Source organism: Paraburkholderia unamae (genome assembly GCF_003268775.1).
Classification (GTDB): Bacteria; Pseudomonadota; Gammaproteobacteria; order Burkholderiales; family Burkholderiaceae; genus Paraburkholderia; species Paraburkholderia unamae.
In genome coordinates this window covers 32,969-54,503 of sequence record NZ_QLSU01000051.1, presented here as the reverse complement: position 1 = coordinate 54,503, position 21,535 = coordinate 32,969, and the positions used below count along the sequence as shown (strand labels likewise).

17 protein-coding genes are annotated in these 21,535 nt (G+C 66.8%); 6 read left to right on the top strand and 11 right to left on the bottom strand.

Annotated elements, in window-relative coordinates; genetic code table 11:
• Window positions 1–976 (top strand): FAD-binding protein (locus C7401_RS42735; RefSeq protein ID WP_146758095.1); only part of this gene is annotated, 976 nt, incomplete at its 5' end.
• A gap of 28 nt (window positions 977–1,004) precedes the next feature.
• The gene (locus tag C7401_RS42730; RefSeq protein ID WP_112178092.1) at window positions 1,005–1,706 is read left to right on the top strand and encodes a succinate dehydrogenase iron-sulfur subunit; all 702 of its coding nucleotides are present in this window, start codon (window positions 1,005–1,007) and stop codon (window positions 1,704–1,706) included.
• 184 nt (window positions 1,707–1,890) lie between these two features.
• On the opposite strand, the gene C7401_RS42725 is transcribed toward C7401_RS42730, so the two are convergent.
• The 3 genes from C7401_RS42725 to C7401_RS42715 form a co-directional block, all read right to left on the bottom strand.
• Entirely contained in the window at window positions 1,891–2,364 is a 474-nt protein-coding gene (locus tag C7401_RS42725) for a hypothetical protein (RefSeq protein ID WP_146758094.1), read from the bottom strand.
• A 420-nt stretch (window positions 2,365–2,784) separates the two neighbouring features.
• A complete protein-coding gene (locus C7401_RS42720; RefSeq protein WP_112178090.1) occupies window positions 2,785–3,006 on the bottom strand; it encodes a hypothetical protein in 222 nt (73 codons plus the stop codon).
• Window positions 3,007–3,136: 130 nt separating this feature from the next.
• Window positions 3,137–5,350: an FUSC family protein gene (locus tag C7401_RS42715; protein ID WP_112178095.1), complete on the bottom strand. Its 2,214-nt coding sequence runs from the start codon at window positions 5,348–5,350 to the stop codon at window positions 3,137–3,139.
• A 206-nt stretch (window positions 5,351–5,556) separates the two neighbouring features.
• Between C7401_RS42715 and C7401_RS42710 the strand changes: the two genes are divergently transcribed.
• Entirely contained in the window at window positions 5,557–6,519 is a 963-nt protein-coding gene (locus tag C7401_RS42710) for a LysR family transcriptional regulator (protein ID WP_112178089.1), read from the top strand.
• A gap of 52 nt (window positions 6,520–6,571) precedes the next feature.
• On the opposite strand, the gene C7401_RS42705 is transcribed toward C7401_RS42710, so the two are convergent.
• The gene (locus tag C7401_RS42705; RefSeq protein ID WP_112178088.1) at window positions 6,572–7,501 is read right to left on the bottom strand and encodes a LysR family transcriptional regulator; all 930 of its coding nucleotides are present in this window, start codon (window positions 7,499–7,501) and stop codon (window positions 6,572–6,574) included.
• A 181-nt stretch (window positions 7,502–7,682) separates the two neighbouring features.
• On the opposite strand from C7401_RS42705, the gene C7401_RS42700 reads away from it, so the two are divergent.
• Together C7401_RS42700 and C7401_RS42695 are read left to right on the top strand one after the other, a co-directional pair.
• The gene (locus C7401_RS42700) at window positions 7,683–8,387 is read left to right on the top strand and encodes an SDR family NAD(P)-dependent oxidoreductase (RefSeq protein ID WP_112178087.1); all 705 of its coding nucleotides are present in this window, start codon (window positions 7,683–7,685) and stop codon (window positions 8,385–8,387) included.
• Between the two features lie 184 nt (window positions 8,388–8,571).
• Window positions 8,572–8,883 (top strand): DUF4148 domain-containing protein, encoded by a 312-nt coding sequence (locus C7401_RS42695; RefSeq protein ID WP_112178086.1) that lies wholly within the window; start codon window positions 8,572–8,574, stop codon window positions 8,881–8,883.
• Between the two features lie 178 nt (window positions 8,884–9,061).
• Here the strand turns inward: C7401_RS42695 and C7401_RS42690 are convergent, their stop codons facing one another.
• The 5 genes from C7401_RS42690 to C7401_RS42670 all read right to left on the bottom strand — a co-directional run bounded on the left by C7401_RS42690 (window position 9,062) and on the right by C7401_RS42670 (window position 14,811).
• Complete coding sequence (locus C7401_RS42690; protein ID WP_112178085.1) at window positions 9,062–10,213, bottom strand: branched-chain amino acid ABC transporter substrate-binding protein; 1,152 nt, start codon at window positions 10,211–10,213, stop codon at window positions 9,062–9,064.
• 127 nt (window positions 10,214–10,340) lie between these two features.
• Complete coding sequence (locus tag C7401_RS42685; RefSeq protein ID WP_112178084.1) at window positions 10,341–11,180, bottom strand: VOC family protein; 840 nt, start codon at window positions 11,178–11,180, stop codon at window positions 10,341–10,343.
• A 9-nt stretch (window positions 11,181–11,189) separates the two neighbouring features.
• Window positions 11,190–12,509 carry an NAD(P)/FAD-dependent oxidoreductase gene (locus tag C7401_RS42680; protein WP_112178083.1) on the bottom strand — a complete coding sequence of 440 codons (1,320 nt, stop codon included), beginning with the start codon at window positions 12,507–12,509 and terminating at the stop codon, window positions 11,190–11,192.
• A gap of 281 nt (window positions 12,510–12,790) precedes the next feature.
• The gene (locus C7401_RS42675; protein ID WP_112178082.1) at window positions 12,791–13,975 is read right to left on the bottom strand and encodes an FUSC family protein; all 1,185 of its coding nucleotides are present in this window, start codon (window positions 13,973–13,975) and stop codon (window positions 12,791–12,793) included.
• 395 nt (window positions 13,976–14,370) lie between these two features.
• Entirely contained in the window at window positions 14,371–14,811 is a 441-nt protein-coding gene (locus C7401_RS42670; RefSeq protein ID WP_112178094.1) for a PRC-barrel domain-containing protein, read from the bottom strand.
• A gap of 325 nt (window positions 14,812–15,136) precedes the next feature.
• On the opposite strand from C7401_RS42670, the gene C7401_RS42665 reads away from it, so the two are divergent.
• Window positions 15,137–15,706 (top strand): DUF1003 domain-containing protein, encoded by a 570-nt coding sequence (locus C7401_RS42665; protein ID WP_112178081.1) that lies wholly within the window; start codon window positions 15,137–15,139, stop codon window positions 15,704–15,706.
• Window positions 15,707–15,713: 7 nt separating this feature from the next.
• Here the strand turns inward: C7401_RS42665 and C7401_RS42660 are convergent, their stop codons facing one another.
• Window positions 15,714–20,336 (bottom strand): cellulose synthase subunit BcsC-related outer membrane protein, encoded by a 4,623-nt coding sequence (locus tag C7401_RS42660; protein WP_112178080.1) that lies wholly within the window; start codon window positions 20,334–20,336, stop codon window positions 15,714–15,716.
• Entirely contained in the window at window positions 20,327–21,535 is a 1,209-nt protein-coding gene (gene bcsZ / locus C7401_RS42655) for a cellulose synthase complex periplasmic endoglucanase BcsZ (protein WP_112178079.1), read from the bottom strand. Before bcsZ ends, C7401_RS42660 begins: the two co-directional genes overlap by 10 nt.

Sequence of the window (21,535 nt, the reverse complement as noted above, 5' to 3'; positions counted from 1 at the left end):
CATTCTGCGCAACTCGAACGGCGAGCGCTTCATGGAGCGCTACGCGCCGACGCTGAAGGACCTGGCGCCGCGCGACTTCGTTTCGCGTTCGATGGGTCAGGAAATCATCGAGGGGCGCGGCGTGGGTCCGCACAAGGATCACATCCTGCTCGACCTCTCGCATATCGGCACCGAGACCATCACGAAGCGCCTGCCGTCGATTCGCGAGATCGCCATCCGGTTCGCCAACGTCGATCCGATCAGGGAGCCGATCCCGGTCGTGCCGACCATCCACTACCAGATGGGCGGCATTCCGACGAACATCAACGGTCAGGTCATTGGCACCGCGAAGGGTCACAAGGAAGTCGTGAACGGCTTCTATGCCGTGGGCGAATGCTCGTGCGTCTCGGTGCACGGCGCGAACCGCCTCGGCACGAACTCGCTGCTCGACCTCGTGGTGTTCGGCCGTGCGGCCGGCAACCACATCATTAAGCACGTGAAGGAACTGCGCGACCACAAGCCGCTGCCGGCCGACGCCGCCGACTTCGCGCTCTCGCGCCTCGCGAAGCTGGAAAAGTCCTCGTCGGGCGAGTACACGCAAGCGGTCGCCGGCGACATTCGCTCGACGATGCAAAAGCATGCGGGCGTGTTTCGCACGGAGAAGCTGATGGCCGAAGGCGTCAGCAACATCGAGGAAGTGGCCGAGCGCGTCAAACATGTGCACCTGAAAGACAAGTCGAAGGTGTTCAACACCGCGCGCGTCGAAGCGCTGGAACTGACCAACATGATCGAGGTGGCCCGCGCCACGATGGTGTCCGCTGAAGCGCGCAAGGAAAGCCGCGGTGCGCACGCGCCGAGCGAGCACAAGGAACGCGACGACGAAAACTGGCTGCGCCACACGCTCTGGTACAGCGAAGACAACCGCCTTGAATACAAGCCGGTTCACATGACGCCGCTGACCGTCGCGCCCGTGCCGCCCAAGCCGCGTACGTTCTAAGGCACCCGCCAGTCACAAGGAATCGGAAATGGCCAAACGTATTTTTGAAGTCTACCGCTACGATCCGGACAAGGACGCAGCGCCGCGCATGCAGACATACGAGCTGGAACTCACGCACGAGCGCATGCTGCTCGACGCACTGGTCAAGCTCAAGGCAGTGGACGAAACACTGTCGTTCCGCCGTTCGTGCCGTGAAGGCGTGTGCGGTTCGGACGCCATGAACATCAACGGCAAGAACGGTCTTGCGTGCCTCACGAATCTGAACGACCTGCCCGCGAAGATCGTGCTGCGCCCGCTGCCGGGCCTACCCGTCGTGCGCGACCTGATCTGCGACTTCACGCAGTTCTTCAACCAGTATCACTCGATCAAGCCGTACCTGATCAACGACACGCCGCCGCCTGAAAAGGAACGTTTGCAGTCGCCTGAGCAGCGTGACGAACTCGACGGCCTGTACGAGTGCATTCTGTGCGCAAGCTGCTCGACCTCGTGCCCGAGCTTCTGGTGGAACCCGGACAAGTTCGTCGGCCCGGCAGGCCTGTTGCAGGCTTACCGCTTCATCGCGGACAGCCGCGACGAAGCCACGGGCGACCGTCTGGACAACCTGGAAGACCCGTACCGGCTGTTCCGTTGCCACACGATCATGAACTGCGTCGACGTTTGCCCGAAGGGTCTGAACCCGACCAAGGCGATCGGCAAGATCAAGGAACTGATGGTCCGCCGCGCGGTTTGATGCGGCAGGCCGGTAACGCGGGGTCACGCCAGTCTGATCCCTGGCCTCGCGCGCCCTCCCCGGTGCGCGAGGCGTTGACGTAGACCTCATCGCGACTTCCGTCGCAACCACGCCCATCACCACACTCAAACCATCAGCATGCCGAAATAATCTTTCGGCATGCTGATGCTCTCAACCGGGCGAATCAGACCTTCCGGTCCACCCCATCGCCCGATGACGCGGGAATGACCGTCTTCTCGCCGCTAATCAAGTAATCAAGCAGGTGCGCACATGCGGACTCGTACACATGCGCCGGGACCAGTTGAAGCTGCCAGTCGTGCACGGTCAGCACGATCTTGAGCGCGTCGATATCGGCTTCGGCAAGCTGCCATGACCCGTCCTCGTCGGCGCGCAGGCTGCATTGATATAGCGCGGATTCCGCGTCCTGGAACACGTCCAGATCACAGCCCTGCTCGATGGCGTCGCGCAAGAGGTAGGTCAGATAGACAGTGCGAAAGAGCAGCGTGACATGCAGGCTCGCGCCGTAGCGGCTGCGCAGCGCCTCTAGCGCCAGATGGTTCTGCAACGAGGTCGCGCGAACCATTGACGCGGCGAGCGGCAAGAGTGTGTTGCGGGTCACGTGTTTGCAACCCGTTTTCCTGAATTTGGGGCGGCCCATGAATGCGTATCCTGATGGCTCACTGAACGGCCGGAGCGAAGCGCTCGCGGCGCAGGGTGCGATGTCCCGGTAGCGTTGGCCAGGCCGCTATGGCGCAACGAGACATTCGGGGAGTGACGTGGATGACGTCTGCTTCGAGGGGAAATAACACCGGACGGGGCCGGCAAGGCGGAAAGGGAATGAAAGGGAATGAGTGCCTGCCACGCTCCTCCATGTGAGCCGCAGGCTCTGCGGGTTGGGTAGGCAACACGGGCACTCACGCAGTAATCCCAGCGCGTTGGGGGTCAACGAATCCTGGTTCGGCCCCGCGGTGCGCCATCCCGCTTGCAACAAAACTTCTCGCACTCCTCGCATGCCTCGCGAAGCGGCCGACGCCGTGGCCAGGGCGAAGCGTCTTCTTAACGCGCGCGGCGCGCGATCTCAGCTACCGAAATAGATATTGCAGAAGCTGACCGGACCGACGCATTCGTCCTTCTTTGCGGGCTTCGCGCTCTCGCTACGGGCAGGGGCTTGCGCTGCCTGCGGGGCGGCGGATTGCACGACCTGTTGGGGAACACCCGCTGCCGGTGCCTCGCTCTGCGCATACGCAGCGGCGGCGGCAAACAGCGAACAGGCAACAACAGCGATCTTCAGGGACTTCATTTTCATCTCCAGTGCTAACGGGTACTGCGTAAGCAGTGATGTGACTATATGACCTGGAGTCGAAATGATTAAGGACGTGGCGTGGATCGCATCTTTGCAGACCGCAGCAAGATCGCGCGGGCCCTCTGCTTCAAGCGGCGCGCGTGCGCAGCGGACGGTGAAACGCGGCCTGGCGCGCAATCGCGCCGAGCGGCGTGTCGCGGTCGATGAGCGCGCTGCGGATGAAATGCAGGTGGCTCAGGAGCCGCTGCACGTCGTGGCGGCGCTCGCGGTCGTGGCGGACCGCGGGCAGCGCTTGCTGGGCGATCCAGGTGGCCGCGCTCACCGCCATCAGCGCGCGTTCGAGCTGCTCCGCGCCGGGATGCTCGAAAAGCCGCGCAATATCGCTTTTCACCTGTTCGAGGCATGCGGGCCACCGGCTGTCGGCGGCGCCTAACCACGCGGCGGTGTGCGCCTCGTGGCGCAGGTCGATGACGGCGTGCCCCACTTCCAGCGTGATCAGCATCCAGCGCAGTGCGCGGCGGTGCGCCTGCGCACGCCCGCTAAGCAGAAGCCGCAACTGGTGCATCAGATCGTGCGTGCCCGACTGAAACTGCTGATTGAGGCCATCCAGTTCGCCGTGGCACGCAAGCACGACCTGAGCGCGCAACGCCACGCGCATACGCTCGACAAGCCAGGTCATGTGAGGCGGGAACACCACCGCGAATGCGAGCGCGGCCAGGATCATCGCCGCGACGACCGCGATGCCGTTGTTGATCAGCAGATCCGGCGTATAGGCGATGACGTTGTCGGGGCCCGCGAGCAGACACAGGAACACGGAAAAGCCCACCCCGAAGCCCGCGATGCGCGGGCGCGTCGCGAGGAACGCGCCGAGCGCGAAGATCGGCGCGAGCACCGCGCAAAGCAGCGGAAAGCCGTCGATGTTCGGATACGCGTAGCACAGGAGCAGATAGCCCACCACGGCCGCGCAGCCCGCACCCGCGGCCATCTGGAAGGCCATGCGCGTGGCGCGCGGCGCGGACGACGTGAGCGCGCAGGTCAGCGCGCCCGCGATCATCGCGAGGCCGCCGCTCGGCCAGTCGGTTTCCACCCAGAACCAGCCGAGCGTGGCGACCACCACGGCCGTGCGCATGAACGTGAACGCCACCACGTACCAGCTCGTGCGCGGCACATAACGCGTGATGCGGCGCTCCGTGGGCAGGCCCGCCTGCCTGAGCGACGCCCAGGTGCGGCTGTAGCGGACGATCTCGGCCGTGAAGCGATAGATCAGTTCGGCCGATGTATCGAATTCCTGCAACGCATCGGGCGCGGTGGTTTCCAGCGGCCGGCGGGTCTCGCGCACGTGGCGCGGCAGCGTGCGCATGAACGTCTCCAGCCCTCGCGCGATGCGCAGCGCGTACGCGCGATCCGCTTCGCCCTGGCGCGGGCGCTGCGCGAGCAGCGCGGCAAGCTCGCTGAAATACGGCGCGAGCGGCGCGATGGCTTCCTCGCTCCAACGCAGGCGCTTTTTCAGTTGCCGCAACGCGTGCAGGCGCGCGCACACGTCCATGAACTCGCCGTTCAGCCGCGCCAGCAACTGGCTGCGCGCGCGCATGATCGGGTCTTCGAAAAAAGAGAATGCGCGCGTGGCCTCGAAGCCCACGATCTCATCAACGAGTTTCGCGAATCGCCCTTCGAACGCGCCTCTTTCGATCCCGCTCGACAACACGAGCGCCGCGAACGAGGTGAAGTCCAGATAGCGTGTGCGCAGCGTGCTCTCCAGCAGCGAGACCGTCTGCCGGGGCAAGATCACGGCGCTGACCACGCCGGAGCACAGAATGCCCACGGCCACTTCGGCCCCGCGCCCGAGCGCGGCGAGAAAGAGACCGTTGGGCTGCATCACGAGCGGAATGCCGATCAGCGCGGCGGTATAGCCCGCCAGCACGAAGGCGTACCAGCGAAAATGGCGGTTGCGCATGGCCGCCGCCGTGCAGGCGGCGACCCAGGCCGTGATGCCCATGATGTATAGCTCGGGCTGCTGGATAAACACCGCGCCCAGCACCACCGCCGCGATCATGCCCACCGCGGTGCCCACGATGCGATACACGCTCTTTGCGAAGACCATGCCGGACAACGGCTGCATCAGCACGAACACCGTCGTCATCGCGATACGCGGCTGCGGCAAGTCGAGCAGCATCGCAATGCCCATCGCGAGCAACGCGGCCGTGACCGTCTTGAGCAGGTGAAGCCAGATCGTGCCGTGACTGGCCCGCCAGTCACGCAGGCCGAGCCGCACCGCGCGCCAGATGACCCGGGCGCGATGAGGCAGGTTTATCGCTCGATTGACTGCTCGCTCGCGATTCATGAAAAAGCACGACACCCGGTTTGTTATGAAGAGAGCCGCTGCGCATGGCGAGCTCGGGCGCCGATTGTATGGGGCTCAATCGGGCGAATTAATGGGACTCAAAAAGAACCTCCCTTCCAGATCGCTCAACAATGGCGAATCACAACCAGCGACAATATCGCTTTTACAGCGAACAAAAATATTCACAAGGAAGTCTGGCAGGTCTGATGGATACCCTACAAAACATGCGGGTGCTGGTCCGCGTTGTCGAAGCCGGCAGTTTCACGGCGGCGGCCCAGTCGCTCAACTCACCCACAAGCGCGGTGTCACGCGCGGTCTCGGAACTGGAAGCCCGTATTCGCACCCGTCTGCTCAACCGCTCGACGCGCCGGCTCGCGCTCACGCCCGCGGGCGAGGTTTATCTGAAGCGCTGCAAACAGATACTCGCCGACGTCGCGCGCGCGGAAGACGAAGCGGGCGGCGCGCACGAACGCCCCGCAGGCGCGCTGCGCATGCACAGCTTCGCGAGCATCGGGCAGCAGTACATCCTGCCCGCCATCTCGCGCTATCGCATGATGCACCCCGAAGTGACGGTCGAACTCACCCTTTCGCAGTCGCTGCCCGATCTGTTCGAGGGCAGCAGCGACGTGTCGGTGATCACCGCCGCCTCGCTGCCGAACTCCGATCTCATCTCCCATCCACTGGGCAACTCGTGCAGCATCCTGTGCACATCGCCCGACTATGTGCGCAAGCACGGCGCGCCGCGCACCCCGGCGGATCTCACGCGTCATGACTGCCTGATCCTCAGGACGCCCGGCGTGCCCGCTCACGAATGGACGCTAGAAGGACCCGAAGGCAGCGTCAAGATGCACGTGAGCGGTCCGGTTCAGGTGAATATCGCGGAGTCGCTCGCGGTGGCGATACGCGAGGGCCTGGGCATCGGCATGCTGCCGGTGTATACGGCGATAGAGGGTTTGCGCGACGGCACGCTCGTGCGCGTGCTGCCGCGCCACGTGCTCCAGAAGAACAGCATTCACGCGCTCTATCCGTCGCGCAAGTTCGTGGATGCGAAAACGAAAACGTGGGTGGAATTCCTGCGCGCGCATCTTTCGCAAGTCATCGCCCGCGACATGACCTTGCTCGAAGAACTCACGCAGCAATCGCTCGCCGGTGCGGCCGCCGTGGCGTAGCCGGTTTCGTTTTCAGCCTTTCAATTCGTAATCCGAACATCATGCGAACCGGTCAATGCGCAAACTTCCGGCGACAGACCGAAAGCACCTGTTGCCTGAGCCAGCGATGCGCGGGGTCCGCTTCCGAACGGGGATGCCACATCTGCGACACGGTGATCTTTACCGTGGCGACCGGAAGCTCGAACGCATAGACATCATCGCAAGCGAGTCCCTGCCCGCCCTCCGTCCGGCTGCTCAGGAACGAGGCGGGCAGGAGCGCAACGAGATTCGAATCGCGCGCCACGGCCAGCGCGGCAGGAAAGCCCGGCACCACGGCGACGATCGTTCGCTCCAGTCCCAACGCGGCCAACGCATCATCCACGGGCCCGTTCGCCACGCCTCGCCGCGACGCGACGACGTGGTCGAACGCCACGTACCGTTCGGCGCTCACCTGGGCGTCGGCCTCCAGCGGATGGCCTTTTCTGACGACGCCCACGAAGCGATCGCGAAACAGCGCCTGCAAGCGCACCTCCGGACCCATTTCGCCCAGCACGCCGATTTCCAGATCGGCCGAGCCGTCGCGCAGGGGCGTCGCGGTCTTTTCCGGTTTCGGCGCGAAACGCAAACGCACGTGGGGCGCGACCGACATGGCCGCCGCGATCAGCGCCGGCCCGAAGGCTTCGACAAAGCCTTCGTTGGCGCGAATGGAAAAGGTCCGCCGCAACGTTTGAAGATCGAGTTCGGTCCTCGCGGGAAGCAGAACGGCGCGCGCCTCGTCGAGCGCCGCGCGCGTGCGCCCGCCCATTTCCTCGGCATAAGGGGTCAACACCATGCGCCGGCCCGCGCGAACCAGCAGCGGATCTCCCGTGGCCTCGCGAAGCCGGGTCAAGGTGCGGCTCATTGCCGAGGCGCTCAACCCCAGCCGCCGCGCCGCGCCAACCACGCTGCCATCAACGAGCAAGGCATCGAGCGCGACGAGCAGATTCAGATCGGGTTGCGGCATGTTGCGTCCTGGCATGGAGTATCGGGTCATGGCGTCCGGTGCACGGTATCAATGCAGCGCGCGCGTGTTCCGCCGCGATGCGGCCGCCGATATATTGCCTGTACCGCTTGATGCGCGCTTGATATGCGCTCGATACACGCTTGATGCGCTCCCTCCATTCTCGTTCACAGGAAACACGCCCATGCCGGACGCCACCATTCAAAAAACCGCCCTGATCATCGGCGCGTCTCGCGGCCTGGGATTCGCCATGGTCGAGGAATATCTCAAACGCGGCTGGCGCGTGATCGCCACGGGCAGAGAACACTCCACGGCGAAGCTGCGCCAGCGCGCGCAAAGCGCGGCGGGCGCGCTGGAAGTCGAAACGGTCGACATCACCGTGCCGGACCAGGTCGCCGCCTTGCACGAGCGGCTCGCAAGACGGCGGCTGGATCTCCTGTTCGTCAATGCCGGCGTCAAGAACGACGACGGCGAAACGATCGCGGATGTCTCGACGGAAGCATTCGTGCGCGTGATGGTGACGAACTCGCTGAGCCCGATGCGCGTGGTCGAGGCGTTTGAGGATCTCGTTCAACCCGGCGGCACGATTGGCGTGATGTCCTCGGGGCAAGGCAGCGTCACGAACAACGTGAACGGCAATTACGAGGTGTACAGAGGCAGCAAGGCGGCGCTCAACATGTTCATGCGCAGCTTCGCGGCGCGCCACGCGAGCGACCCGCGCACCCTGCTGCTCATGGCGCCCGGCTGGGTGCGAACCGACATGGGCGGGCCGCAAGCGAGGCTCGGCATCGAGGACAGCATTCCGAACCTGGTGAACACGATCGACGCTCACGCGGGCCGCGCGGGCTTGCATTACGTCGACTATCTCGGGCGCACCGTTCCGTGGTGATCCGCGTGGCCTTGAGCGGTTTTCGCACGAACGTGCGAAAAATGGGCCGCGTCGATCCTTCTGCCAGCCGGAACAGTGCCTTTGGAAATTAGGGGTTAACCCCAAGTCATACGACTTCTACACTTCTGGTCATGGGTTGCGGCAAATACCGCACCCAATACCAACCAAACTGGAGGTCGTAATCATGAAGTCGCTTATTCAGGCTGTTGCCGTAGCCGCTGCCCTTATCGTCCCGGTTGCTTCGTTCGCCCAGTCGAACGCGCCGCTGACCCGCGCCCAGGTGCGCGCCGAACTCATCCAGCTCGAAAACGCCGGCTATCGCCCCGGCGACGGCGACAACGCTCACTATCCGGAAGCGATCCAGGCCGCCGAAGCCAAGGTTGCCGCGCAGAACAGCGCCGTGGGCGGTGCCCCGGCGGGTTCGTCGGCATCGGGTGCGCCCGCCGTCTTGCGCCCCTCGGATGACGGCATGAAGCCGGTCTACTTCGGCCAGTAATTGCCGCGCGGCCCGCAAGTCCAGGTCGAGCGCGCGTGAAGCGCCCGTTCCTGGCGGAACCTCCGGCCGCAGCGCGCGCCCCGCGCTCCGGTCTTGCCCGGACCGCCAAGGTCCGGGTCTTTTTCGCCGCCGTGCCGTTCGTCCCCGCACGGCTTGACGCGACCCAGGCGCATGACGCTCAGCGCGCGGAGCTTGTGACCGGCTTCCACGCGCCGTCGCTCACCTGATACAGCGTACAGACGGCATGATTGCGGTCGCCGTTCTGCGCGAACGAAATCGCGCCCGTCACGCCGTTGAATTCGAGCCCCTTGAGCGCGCGGGAAATATCGCCGGGCGCAGCCGATTTCGCGGCCTGCATCGCCGCAATCGCCATGCGCGTGCTGTCGTAGGCAAACGGCGAATACGGCAGCGGATCGCCGCCGAAGCGCGCCTTGTACTGGTTCGCGAAACCGTTGCCGCCAGGCAGGCTTTGCAGCGACGGCCCGTTTTCCCAGGCCATCGCGCCTTCGGCCGCCGGTCCGGCCAGCTTCAGGAAATTGACGTCGGCAACGCCGCCGCCGGCCAGGAACTGCGCCTTCATCCCAAGCTGCTTCATCCGTTTCACGATCAGTGCGCTTTGCGTATCGAGGCCGCCGAAAAACAGCAGATCCGCGTTGAGCGACTTGATGTGCGTGAGCTGTGCGCTGAAATCCACCGCCTTGTCGTTCGTATACTCGCGATCGACTATCGTGCCGCCCGCGGCGTTCACCGCGCGCACGAATTCGTCCGCTTCGCCCTGACCGAATGCGGTCCGGTCGTCGAGCACCGCGATGCGCGTCGCTTTCGTGACCTTCACCGCGTAAGCGCCCGCGTTGCCGGCGTTCTGCGCGTCCGTGGCGATGATGCGGAACACGTTCGCATAGCCGCGCGCCGTGATCGAGGGATTCGTCGCCGATGGCGTGATCATCGGAATGCCCGCACGGTCGTAGAGCGTGGACGACGGCAGCGTCGTGCCCGAGTTGAAGTGACCGATCACGACAGCCACGCCGCCATCGACGAGCTTTTGCGCCACCTGCACGGCGGTGCGGGGGTCGCTCTGGTCGTCCTGCGAGACGATCTCGAAGCGCACGTCGTCGGCGCCGATGCGCGGGTGCTGCCCGTTCGCTTCGTCCACCGCCATGGTCACGCCGTTCAGGATGTCCTTGCCATAGCCGGCGTCCTGCCCCGTCAGCGGCCCGACCACGCCGACCTTCACGGTAAGGGCCGCCGCGTGCGCGAGGCCACCCGACAAGCCAAGGACGACGCAGGTACACAGGGAAGGCAGCAAGCGGAATTTTCGTTCAGTACACATGGGTCAATACTCCGTAGCGGGTTGAATACGTAGTTAGTACATCGAATCGTTGCTCATGCGACCGCCTTGTCATGAGGTCGCGTCACTCGATACGTGGCGGGTCGAGCGATGGTTCAGGCGGCGTTCATCAGGCCGCCGGGCGTGTTCCCTCGACAAAACGTAACGTTACGCCGTGCGCGGGCGCGCCTTCGACGCACACGGCCTGCGCGCTTCGTTGCGCCGCGACGCCGCCACGGTGCAGCACGTCCGCGAGGGCGTCGAGCGATTCGACCGTGAACGTAAGCGCGGAAAAGCATGGCAGCGCGCGTGAAACAGCAGCGGGCGTGGCGCTGTCCAGCCGCACGTCGACCTTGCCGCAACGGATCAGGCGGCTCGTCTCGCCAAGTCCGGTCGCGCTCGCCGCGAGCACGCGCTCGTAGCGGTCCGTGGCCGTCTCCATCAGCGCGGGCGGAATCGAAATCGTCACGCCCGCAAGACCTGTCACGCCGTTCGGATGCGCCGCCCGCCCAAGCTCGTAGACGAGTTCGGGCGTGAGGTGTTCGCACGCGAACACGCGGCCGCCAGGCGTATACGCCACGTCGACCTGCGTGATGCGAAAGCTTGCGTCCGCACTGCCCTGCGCGGTCGGCACGGGCCGCGAAAAGCTCGCGGGCGCCTCGACCGGAATGCCGGCGGCGTGCCAGTCGCGATGCAGCGCCTGCGCATCGTCGGTCGCGACCACCATGGCGGCGGCGCCGTCGCCGTGTTCGAGAAAGGCGGAGAAGAACGCCGTCACGGGGTGCGGGCGGCGCACCGTGAGCAGTTCGAGATAGTCGCCGCCGAACATCGCGCAATGGTTCTCGGAGCCCATCGTGTGATAGCCGCGAGGCGTGAGCGCAAAACCCATTCGCGTGAAGTCGTCGCGGGCGGCGTCGAGGTCGCGCACCGCGATGACGACATGGTCGATTCCAGATAAATGCCGTGCCATTGAAAGCTCCTAGTCGCGCTGGTCTTTCCAGCGGTAATAAAGCATCGCGCCGATCGCGAGCCGCTCGACGATCGCGTGGGCCGCAATGGGCCGAAGCGTGGAAAACGGCAGCCGCGAGCCGCGCTCGTCGCCGCTCAGCGCGACGTCCGCCAGCTCGGCGCCCACGGCCGTCGAAAGCGCGACGCCACGCCCATTGCAGCCGTACCAGGTGTAGAGCCCGTCGTCGAGTTTCGCAAAGCGGGGCATGCGATCGGGCGTCACCGCGAAATCGCCGTGCCACAAATACTCGAAACGCAGCGGCAGGCCGTCCAGTTGCGGGAACATGCGCCGCACGCGCGCGTCTATGCGTCGGCGCAACCGGTCCTCATAGCCGAACGGCACGACGAGCGCGCCGCCCGTCACGAGCCGCCCTTCGCGGTCGAAGCGCGCGAAGTGAAGATCGGACTGCGTGTCGGACATCGCGTGGTCGTGCGGGAGGATCGAGGCGCGCAAGTGCGCCGGCAACGGTTGCGTCGCCATCTGGTACGAGCGCATCGGCAGCAGCGCGTCCGCGATGCCGGGCCACGGCGCGCGCGCCGGGCGCCCCGTGTAGCTATGCGTCGCGATCAGCACCCGGCGGGCCTGCACGCGCGCGTCGCCGTGCGCCGCCACCCAGTGCGCGCTCTCGCGCGTGAGCGAGGAGACCGGCGTGCGCGTGTGGATGCAGGCGCCCGCATCCTGTGCGGCGCGCGCGAGCCCCCGCACGAAGGCAAGCGGGTTCAGGTGGCCGCCGGTCATGTTCTGCCAGCCGCCGTGCCAGAACGACGAGCCGGTCAGTTCGGCGGTGCGGTCGCGGTCGAGCAGTTCCGCCTCGACGCCGCGCCGCCGCCATTGTTCGACGCGCGAGCGCGCAAGACCAAGACGGCTTGCCCGGTGAGCGGGCTGGATCCAGCCGGCCTGCACCGCGCCGCAATCCATGCGGTGCCGCCGCGCCAGATCGAACACGGTATTGGCGGATTCGCCGATCAGCGAGACGAGCGCCTCGCCCTTCTCCGCGCCATATTCCGCGACGATCGCATCGGGATCGGCTCGCGTCATGGCGGGAATCACCTGCCCGTTGTTGCGCCCGGAAGCGCCCCAGCCAATTTCGGCGGCTTCGAGCACGACCACCCGGCTGCCGCGCTCCGCCGCGCGCAACGCGGCGCTCAGGCCGGTGAAACCCGCGCCGATGACGAGCAGGTCCGCGAAGTACGTGCCGGGCGGCAGCGGCGCGGTCGATACCGCCGCAGCGGTCGTGGCCGCCCACAGCGACGGGGGAAAACGGTCGGAATCGAGATTCGGGTCAGCCATCGCGAGAGTCGGGAATGAAGGATGTCGAGGGCCGCCACGCGAATCGTGGTTCATGTGTCGGCACCCGGAAATCTTATCGACCCCTCGGGAGAAGCCAATTTCTTAATTCCCTTCCACGCTGCGAATTTCCGGAATCCGTATCTAGCGATCAGGTTGAAGCCAGTTTTATTTTCCCTGAGTTGTGAAAACTCGCGATGTAAAAACCCGCTTGGTGCATGTTGGCGAACGATAGTGCGGGCCGCCTTGCACGCATGCCGGGCCGATTCACGCAGCGCCGCGTGTCACTCGCGGTCCAGCACGGCCACCGCGCGTGCCGTCGCGGACGGCATCAGCAACACGGCCACCGCGAGCGAAATCAGGCATCCGGCAAAGACTTCCTCGATACGCAGTTTCGCGAGCGGCATGATGGCGAAACCGAGCTGACCATAAACGAGGCCCACGAGCATCGTGATAAAGAACACGCCGCGCGCATACGCGTGAAGGATGTAATAGGCCCAGCCGAAAACCGACAAGGCCATCGCGGCCACGAGCACCCAGGGCTCTTGCCCGCATACGGTCACGACCAGCACGCTGGCCGCCGCGCCGGTCAACGTGCCCGCAATCCGCTTCATGACGCGCGTGCGCGTGCCCTGATGCGACGTGGTCCCGAGAAAAACGACGAACGTGGTGATGACGGCCCACATCGACCGGTCCTCAGACAACTCGCCGCCCGCCAGCATGGCGAGCAGCGCGGCGAGCGTGGCCACCAGCGCAGGCCGCCACGCGAGCCGGTGAAACCGGTGTGCGAGCATGGCCGTAAGTGGTTGCCAGGTCAGTTGCCCGGTCGGCCGACCGCTCACGATCAGGTCCGCGAGATAACGCAAGGCCGCGCCGGTCCATGCCTTCGCCGCCGCAACGCTGTGGGGCAACGCCTGCATGAACGACGGCAACGGCGCGCCGCCGCGCTCCACGGCTATGACGACGCGCCCGACGAACACCACGACGAGCAGCGCGATCGTCATTACGACCAGCATTTCCATCAGCCGCGCGTGGGAAGGATGCAGATAGAGGCCGAGGTAAAAACAGACCAGCGTGATCAGCGCCGCGCCTACCGCGCGCGTACCGAGCGTCTGGCACAGCATGCCCACGAACACGACCAGCAGCGAGCCGGTCATGCGCAGCGCGGGTTGCGAGGCGACTTCGGCCGCGCCCGCAAACGATGCGAAAGCGCAGAAGTAGAGAATGAGCAGCGAAACGAGCCAGCCCGACACACGCGCTTCGCGCAGAAACAGCGGCGCGATCATCGCGAACAACGCGCCGGGGACGGCGAGCGTCGGCGTGCCGTGATGCTGGAGCGCCCACGCCACGCCAAGGCCCGCCGTCAGCAGGCAAGCGAGCGTGGAGCGCGCGGCGGCGCGCAGGCGCGCGAATTCGGGGTCGTGGACCTGGGCGCGATTGAACGCGCGTGAGCAGGCGGCGGCGATCATGGTCGACGATATCCGTGCATGTCGGCAAGCCGGCTTGTGGCCGCGTGCCGATATCCGGGCGCAACAGCCCGGCGTTGAGTGGACGCCCCAAGGCGCACTCGTGCCGGGATCTCCGGCCTGGCGTGCGCCCGGCGAGGCGTGCTTCCCGGCCGCGCGCAGGCGGCGTCGAGGGTGCGACGCCCGGCACACGATACGGGTTTTCCCGCATGATAGCCGATCAAAATAATGTCGATGCCGCAATCGACAAAAAATCGCGCGGGCTACTATCGGGGTCGCCGCGACGGATTCCCCCGCAATACCACAGGAATCCTTATCAACCTTCGTCGTTCATGCGCTTCGCGGCAAAGGCGGCCACCCATGCTGTCGGGCAGACGGCCGCCTTGCCGGCCGCCCTGTTAGTGATGCAGGTATTCGCTGCGCGCGATGGGCGTCGCGTGGACCTTCGCGTACTGGAACGCCGGTATCGCCTTGACCGCGGCGCGCGTCGCGCCCGCCCAGACCAGCTTGCCGTTGGCGATATCGATTTGCGTGATCGGCACGGCAACGTCATGTTGCGACACCCCGAGGAACTGATGCGCGGCGACGATCGCAAAGGAAACGGCGTCGTTCGGCGCGACGATGATGTCGTGCAGCACGCCGACCTTCTCGCCCTGATCGTTATAGACGGGCTTGCCGAGGAGGCTTTGCTTCGCGCTCCAGCCATTCACGATCAGCGACGCCTGCTCCACGCTTACGCCGATGGTCTGGGCGCCCGCCACCTGCGCCTGGGCAAGCGGTGCCAGCAGGCCAAGCGAGGCAGCGGCGAGGGCTGCAACAGCCAGTTTTGCAACGTTCATCATTCACTCCCGGGTATCAATTGCGCTTGTCACGCTTCGTATGGAAAATCGCGCGGGGCTCCCGGTCCGCTCGCTCTGGCGGTCGAACCGGGGCCCTGCACGCGATACCACTGTGCCCGTGATCGCAACCCGTTGTTTTCGTATTCGCACGCTAACGTGAGGACGCCGCGCGCGAGCGCCGCGCCATCGCGATTCTTTCGACAGCGCCCCCGCATTCGCGCGTGCATTTGCTAAAGAAAGCGGGCCGGGAGTCGGCTAGATTGATGCGTTCTCCACGCATTCGCCCCACTGACCTCCTGAATCGACTCTATCGACTCCATCGGCCATGAATATCGATGACGACCGCCCCCTTCCCGCCCAGCTTCATCATTTGCGGTTCCAGTTGCCTTATGCCCATCTTTCCCCGGTATTCGGCAACGACTGGATCGCCCTCAAGGCCGAAGCGTTCGCGCGGTTTTTCGGAACCCCCTCGTTTCTGCTCGTGCAAACCCTCGTCGTCGCGATCTGGATCGCACTGAACGTGAGCGGCGTCACGCATTTCGACGCCTATCCTTTTGTCCTGCTCAATCTCGCTTTCAGCCTGCAATCGGCCTATGCCGCGCCGCTGATCCTGCTCGCGCAAACCCGCCAGGCCGACCGGGACAAGGCGCATGCCGACGCCGACGCGCGCCACCGCGAAGCCCTCGCCCTCGCGGCGGAACAGCGCGACAAGGCGCTGGCGCACCAGACCGGGCAACTCAACGCGCTGCTTCAGAAAAATACCGAACTGACGACGTTGACGCGCGACCTGACCGAGCAGATCGCGCGGCTCACCAACGACGTGCATGAAAAGATCACGCGCGACAAGCACGCGAAATCCGGGCCGGCCAGGTCCGCCGACACATTCGACCTTTAGGCCGGCGTCACTGCGAACTCCCGAGATACGGCGAGCTCGGCGCGCGCGGCGGGAACGGTTGCGCGCCCGACTGCTCGGAGAAGCTGTACCGCAAATACACGGCCGCGAGCCATTCGCGATATTGATACGCATTGCCAAGCGACGCCAAAGCGCCCACCGCCAGTTGCGGCCCAAGCTGATACTCGCCGCTCGCATGGAGCGAGTAGGCGAAGCTCGTCTTGCTTTGCCCCGGATAGATGGCGTTCGAATCGAGCGTGGCCGTCGTCGTGCTGTTCATGTTGCTTGCGGCGCTCGCCTGCAAGGCAGCGTCGAGCGGGAAATACGACACGGCGTCTTCGCGGTAGTGCTGCACGCCAATCGAGCCCTTCAGGTCGAACGTGAACGGCCCGCTGCGCCCCGCATACTCCACCGGAATATTCAGGATCACATATTGTTGCGGGCTGAAGTAGCCGCCCTGACCGTACGTGTAGTACGACTGGTTCTTGTTGAACATCATCCAGGTGGTGTTCACGCCGACGGTCAACGTCTCGTCCGTATCCTTGTAGACGCGCGTATAGAAGCCGCCGCCCAGCTTCGCGGCGAAGTTGCCCTGCACGTGGTGGCCGTCGTAGTAGGACACTTCGCCGTTCGCGTAGAGCCCGTTCGTGCCGTCGTCCCAGCCAAGCGCCGCGCGCGTGCCCGACTTCGTCACGCCGCCCCATTCGAGGCCCGCCGCCGCGTCGCGTGCGCCTGCATAGGACAGCAGACTGTCCGTGACGGCGCGCCGCGTGACCGCGAGCGAGTAGGCGACCTTGTCGGTTGCGTTGGCGTTGTACTCCAGCCCGCCCACCACGTCCTGATAGCGAAAGCCAACCGGCGTGCTGCCGATATCGGCCTTGACCGACTTGCTCTCGTAGCCGATGGAGAGCCCCACGCCGCTTGCCGTCTGCGAGCCGAAGCTGCTGCTGCCGGTCGCGCTTTGCGACAGGCCCGCCCCGAAGCGCGCGAGCGTCGGCAGGTCGGTCTGCGCCGTGCCCGCGTCGAGCATGACGGGCGTGGCCGTGACGACCACGTGGCCGTTGCCCGCCTTGATGCGGCCTTCGATGGGCGCTTCGATGTCGCTGAGATTCGACAAGCCGTCTTCACCCGCGCGATTGCGGAACACCACGCCGCCCGACACCGTGCTCGACTGCTCCCGATTCACCTGCGCGAGCTCGTCGGCGACATCGGACGCCTGCGAATTCGCCACCGGCCGCTGTGCGCTGGCCGCGCCGTTCACGCCCGCGACGGGCGCGGCGTAGGCCTGCGCGTAGCCTGCGGGCGGCTGTGGAATATAGGCCGGCGCGTTATAGCCCTGTTGCGGATACGGCGGTTGCGGCGTGTAAGGCTGGGCGTAACCCTGCTGGGCATAACCCTGCTGCGCGTAGCCTTGCTGCGGATAACCTTGTTGGGGATAGCCCTGCTGCGGATAGCCTTGCTGTGGGTAAGCCCCCTGCGGATAAGCACCCTGCTGCGCATAGACCGGCGCATTCGTCCGGCGCCTGGCGCTCTGCTTGCGCGCGGCGGCGCTTTTTCCCGTTGCGGGCTGCGCATAGCCCGCCTGGGCCGCCTGCGCGGCCGGTGACATCGGCCAGGGCGAAGCGACATACGGCTGCTGCACAGCGCCTGCCTGCGGGTAGCCGCCTTGCGCATACGGCTGCGGAGCCTGCGCATAAGCCGCGGGCGCATAGGCCTGCTGCTGCGGATAGGGCGCATATTGTGCATACGGCTCGCGCGGCGGCGCGGAAGCAGGACCGCCCGAGGCGCTGGAGCCAGAGATGTCCTGACCGTAGCCGCTGGAATCCACCGGCGCGACCGGCGCCTGGTAACCCGTCACGCCCGCGCTGGGCGCCGAATAGGGCGCCACGTACGGCGCGGGCTGCTGCGGGGGCGGCAATGAGGTAGGCACGGTCGATACGGGATGCAAAAGTTTGGACCACGAAGGAGAGCTCGGCGACGGCGTGGCGGCGCCGTTCGCGTTCGCGCCGGCGGCGTCGACGGCGGTCTTGCCTTCGAACGGATTGGTGCCCGGCAGCGGATTCGCGCCAATCGGCCGGCTGAGCGCTTCCCAGCCGCGCGGCACGAGGGCGGCTGATCCGGCAGCGGCGGTGGCGGCGCGCGCGCCAACCGGCGTCGTGCTGGCCACGAGCGACTTCTTCAGGTAAGTCGCCGCGAGCGAGAGCTTGCCCTGCGCGCGATACATGCGCCCCACGGCGGCGAGCACTTCGGGGGAATCCTGCGCGCCGTTCAGCGCGGCGTTGGCCAGTTGCTCGGCATAGCGCCAGTCGCGCGCGCTGGTGGCGGCATAGAGCGCGGCCAGTTGCAAACCGCGGTCGTCCGGGCGGCGCGCGAGCGCCACGCGGTAGCACTTGAGCGCGTTGGCCGGGTCGCCCGCCGACGTGTAAAGCCGGGCGAGCGCTGCCTGGAGGTCGGGGTTCTCGGGCATGGCCGCGAGCCACGGCGCGATCACGGCGTAGGCGCTCGCGAGATCGCCGCTCGTGCGCACGGCGTCGGCCTGGCGCACGACGATCGAGAGATTGAGGTTGTCGAAATCGGTGCGTTGCTCGGGCGTGAGCGGCATCGTCTGCAAGCGCCGCATGACTTCGCCGAGCAGCGCGTCCTGATGGCTCGCGAGCAGGATGCCCGCGTATTGGAGCTGCAAAGCGGCGTCGCCGGGCGCGGCCGCCATCGCGCCTTGCACGAGCGCGAGCGCGCGGGCCGGATCGCCCGCGCTCACGTAGCCGCCCGCCAGCACGCCGATCAGCGCGGCGTCGCCGCGCGCGACCGGCTCGACACCACGCAAAAGCGCGAGCGCCTGCGGGTTCTGGCCGCGCTTCGCCAGTTGCCCGGCGAGATCGACCTGCTGGCCAACCCACAGGCGATGCTGAAGCCCGGTCATCGCGCTCGTGCGCTTGTCCACGGGAATGCGTTCGAGCGTCTGCAAGCCGTTCGCGTAGTCGTGCGCCTCCTCCGACAACAGCGCGCTCGCATACAGCGCGTCCACCATGTCGGGATGCGCGGCCAGCAGGCTGTCCATCATGCTGCGCGCGGTGCCCGATGCGCCCTGGCGCACGTAGATGCGCGCGAGGTCCAGGCGCAGCCACGGATCGTCGGGATTGCCCGCGAGCGCGCTTTCGAACAGGCTGCGCGCGCGGCCCAGATCGCCCTGCGCTTCGGCCGCGCGCGCCTGCGCCGCCTCGGCCGTGCTGCGCAAGCGGTCGAGGCCGCCCGCCTTGTCCTGCTGCGCGGCGGTCAATTGCGTGGCGAAGGCGAGCGCCTCGTCGCCGCGCCCCTGCGCGGCGAGTGCGCCGACCAGCCCGCGAATCGCGTCCGGGTTGTCGGCCTGACGGCGCAGCGCCATGCGGTACGCCTGCTCGGCGCCCTGGGGATCGCGGTTGGCGAGCAGCAGTTCGCCCAGCATCACCTGCGCCGTGACATCCGACGGATTGAGCGCGATCGCGCGCTCGAACAGCGACTTCGCTTTCGCGGTTTCGCCGTTGCTTTGCGCGCCGAGCGCCGCGCTCGTGTAGCTCCAGTAGGTCGCGCTCGTGAGCGCCTCGCGCCAGCGCGCGGCGTCGCCCGCGCGCGAAGCCCGTTCCAGGTCGTTGCGCGCCGCTTCGAAATGCTCCTGCTTGAGTTCGACGATCCCCATGCCGCCCAGCGCGTCGGGGTCGTTGGGCGCGTTCGCGAGCACGGCCGCGAAGCGCGCGCGCGCCGTCGCGAGGTCGTTGCGGTCGAGCGCGGCGAAGCCTTCGCCCACCGCGCGCCCGCGCGCGTCGTTCGCGGCCGCCTCGCCGCCGCGCTCACGCGTGGCGCGGTCCTGCGCGACCATGCTGTCGTAGCGCGCCTTCACGGCGGGGTCGTCGGGGGCGAGCTTGAGATAGCCGTCGAAAAGCGCCTGGTCCGACGGCCGCGCCGCCAGCCAGAGCAGCGCCTGACGCCAGCTCTGGCGCGCCTCGCGCCCGTACTTGCCGTCGCTCACGAGCGTCGCCAGCCGCGCGATGCCGTCGCGCCGCGTGGTGTCGCGATACGTGAGGTGCTGCGCGTAGGCCAGTTGATAGCGCGGATCGTCGGGATTCTCGCGCGCGAGTTGTTCGAGGCCGCGGCGCGCCTCGTCCCAGCCATCGGGCGTGGCCGCGAGCGCCTGGTAATATTCGAGCCGCAGCCCCGGCGCGGCCGGCGCGCCCTTCAGCGCCTTCTGATACTGCTCGACTGCCTGAGCGCTCTTGCCCGTCTGCGCGAGCCGCCGCGCGTCGTCGACGGCCTGGTCGCGCGGGCTCGTCTGGCCCAGACGCCTGCCCAGTTCGTCGATGTCGGGATAGTTCGGCGCGACCGCGCGCAATTGATCGAGATAGCCTTCGGCCTTGCCGCCGTCCTTGCGGTCGGCCATCACCATGCCCATGCCGAACAGCGCGTCGGCCTGCTTCGCGTCGATGCGCAGCACTTTCTGCCAGGCCTGTTCCGCGAGGTCGCCGCGGCCGTGCGCCTGCCAGTACTTGCCCTGGTCGATGAGCGCCTTGAGCGCGTCGTCCGCGGCGCGCACGTGCGGCGCGTGGGCAGCGCTCATGAGGCCCGCGAGCGCGAGCAGCGCCGTGATGCGCGTCATTCGCATGCGCCCCTCCACGACGGCGTCAACTGGCCGTTCGCCTCGAAGCGGTAGCGGCCCTCGACCGCGCCGCCGCCAAAGAGCCCGAGCACGCGGTCGTAGTACACCAGCGTGTCGTCGCCGGGCGCGGCAAGGCGCGCACGCGCGAGCGCGAGTCCCGTCTGGTCGCCTAGCGCCGCGAAGTACGGCGCAAGCGCCCCCCAGTAGCCGGGCGGCGCCTCGCCCGTGCCCACTCCGCTCGTGACCGCAACCCGTTCCGGCGGCGCGCCGGTTTGGGCGACGCGCGCCGCCATGCCGCGCACCGAGTCGAGCCAGGGCCTGGCCAGCGGATCGGCGGCATTCGCGAGACCCGCCCACAGATACACACGGATGGCGTCGTAGCTGCCGGTGTCGCCGCTGTTGCGATCGACGACGAACTGGCCCGCGCGCCATGCGGCCCAGTCGGGCGCGAAGCCGTGCGGCGAGGTGGCCGCGATCATCGTCTGCGCGTTGCGCGCGAGCGCGTTCCAGGGACCGCCGCGCAACTCGTGCGCGAGGCCGCGCAGCACCGGCAACGGCAAGTAGCTCGGGTTCAGGCGTGTGACGTCGCCGGTCGCGAAGCCTTGCGGCCCCGGCAACAGCATGGGGCCCAGGCCCGCGAGATCGGCGACCTCGCGCCTCGCGATCTCGTCGGCGAGCGCGGCGCCGAGCGCCGTGTATTCGGGCGCGCGCCACAGCCGCCCCGCCTGCAACAGGTCATAGGCCATCCAGAGATCCGCGTCGGAGGCCGCGTTCGCATCGAGCACGCCCCACGAGCCGTCGGGCCGCCTGCCCCACTGCCACGCGGGCAGCCGCACGCTCTTGTCGTCGAAGTTGCCGCCCGCCAGATTGGTGCGCGTCCAGCCCAGCATCCTGTCGAAATTCGCGCGGTCGTTGGCAACCAGCGCGAAGAACATGCCGTACGACTGACCTTCGGAGGTGGATTGCTGCACGGGCGTCGAGGCGTCGAACACACGGCCGTCGGCCTGCATCGCGTGCGCGACGAAGGCTCGCCAGGCGCTCCAGTCGCCGCAGCGCGCGGCGCTGGCGTGCGCCACGGCGGGCGTGAGCGCCGCGCCGAACAGCGCGAGCGCGGGAAATAACGCGGATAAGCGCACGGATAACCGCACGGATAAGCGCGCGCGCTCACCGAAGCGCTTCGATGAGCGAGGGATGCGAGGCGTCAT

Coding starts and splice junctions, on each gene's coding strand:
- C7401_RS42720 (WP_112178090.1), bottom strand. CDS start 3,006: ATGAAGTCCCTGAAGATCGCTGTTGTTGCCTGTTCGCTGTTTGCCGCC.
- C7401_RS42700 (WP_112178087.1), top strand. CDS start 7,683: ATGCCGGACGCCACCATTCAAAAAACCGCCCTGATCATCGGCGCGTCT.
- C7401_RS42665 (WP_112178081.1), top strand. CDS start 15,137: ATGAATATCGATGACGACCGCCCCCTTCCCGCCCAGCTTCATCATTTG.
- C7401_RS42690 (WP_112178085.1), bottom strand. CDS start 10,213: ATGTGTACTGAACGAAAATTCCGCTTGCTGCCTTCCCTGTGTACCTGC.
- C7401_RS42660 (WP_112178080.1), bottom strand. CDS start 20,336: ATGCGAATGACGCGCATCACGGCGCTGCTCGCGCTCGCGGGCCTCATG.
- C7401_RS42695 (WP_112178086.1), top strand. CDS start 8,572: ATGAAGTCGCTTATTCAGGCTGTTGCCGTAGCCGCTGCCCTTATCGTC.
- C7401_RS42710 (WP_112178089.1), top strand. CDS start 5,557: ATGGATACCCTACAAAACATGCGGGTGCTGGTCCGCGTTGTCGAAGCC.
- C7401_RS42685 (WP_112178084.1), bottom strand. CDS start 11,180: ATGGCACGGCATTTATCTGGAATCGACCATGTCGTCATCGCGGTGCGC.
- C7401_RS42705 (WP_112178088.1), bottom strand. CDS start 7,501: ATGCCGCAACCCGATCTGAATCTGCTCGTCGCGCTCGATGCCTTGCTC.
- C7401_RS42680 (WP_112178083.1), bottom strand. CDS start 12,509: ATGGCTGACCCGAATCTCGATTCCGACCGTTTTCCCCCGTCGCTGTGG.
- C7401_RS42715 (WP_112178095.1), bottom strand. CDS start 5,350: ATGAATCGCGAGCGAGCAGTCAATCGAGCGATAAACCTGCCTCATCGC.
- C7401_RS42725 (WP_146758094.1), bottom strand. CDS start 2,364: ATGGGCCGCCCCAAATTCAGGAAAACGGGTTGCAAACACGTGACCCGC.
- C7401_RS42730 (WP_112178092.1), top strand. CDS start 1,005: ATGGCCAAACGTATTTTTGAAGTCTACCGCTACGATCCGGACAAGGAC.
- C7401_RS42675 (WP_112178082.1), bottom strand. CDS start 13,975: ATGATCGCCGCCGCCTGCTCACGCGCGTTCAATCGCGCCCAGGTCCAC.
- C7401_RS42670 (WP_112178094.1), bottom strand. CDS start 14,811: ATGAACGTTGCAAAACTGGCTGTTGCAGCCCTCGCCGCTGCCTCGCTT.
- bcsZ (WP_112178079.1), bottom strand. CDS start 21,535: ATGACGCCTCGCATCCCTCGCTCATCGAAGCGCTTCGGTGAGCGCGCG.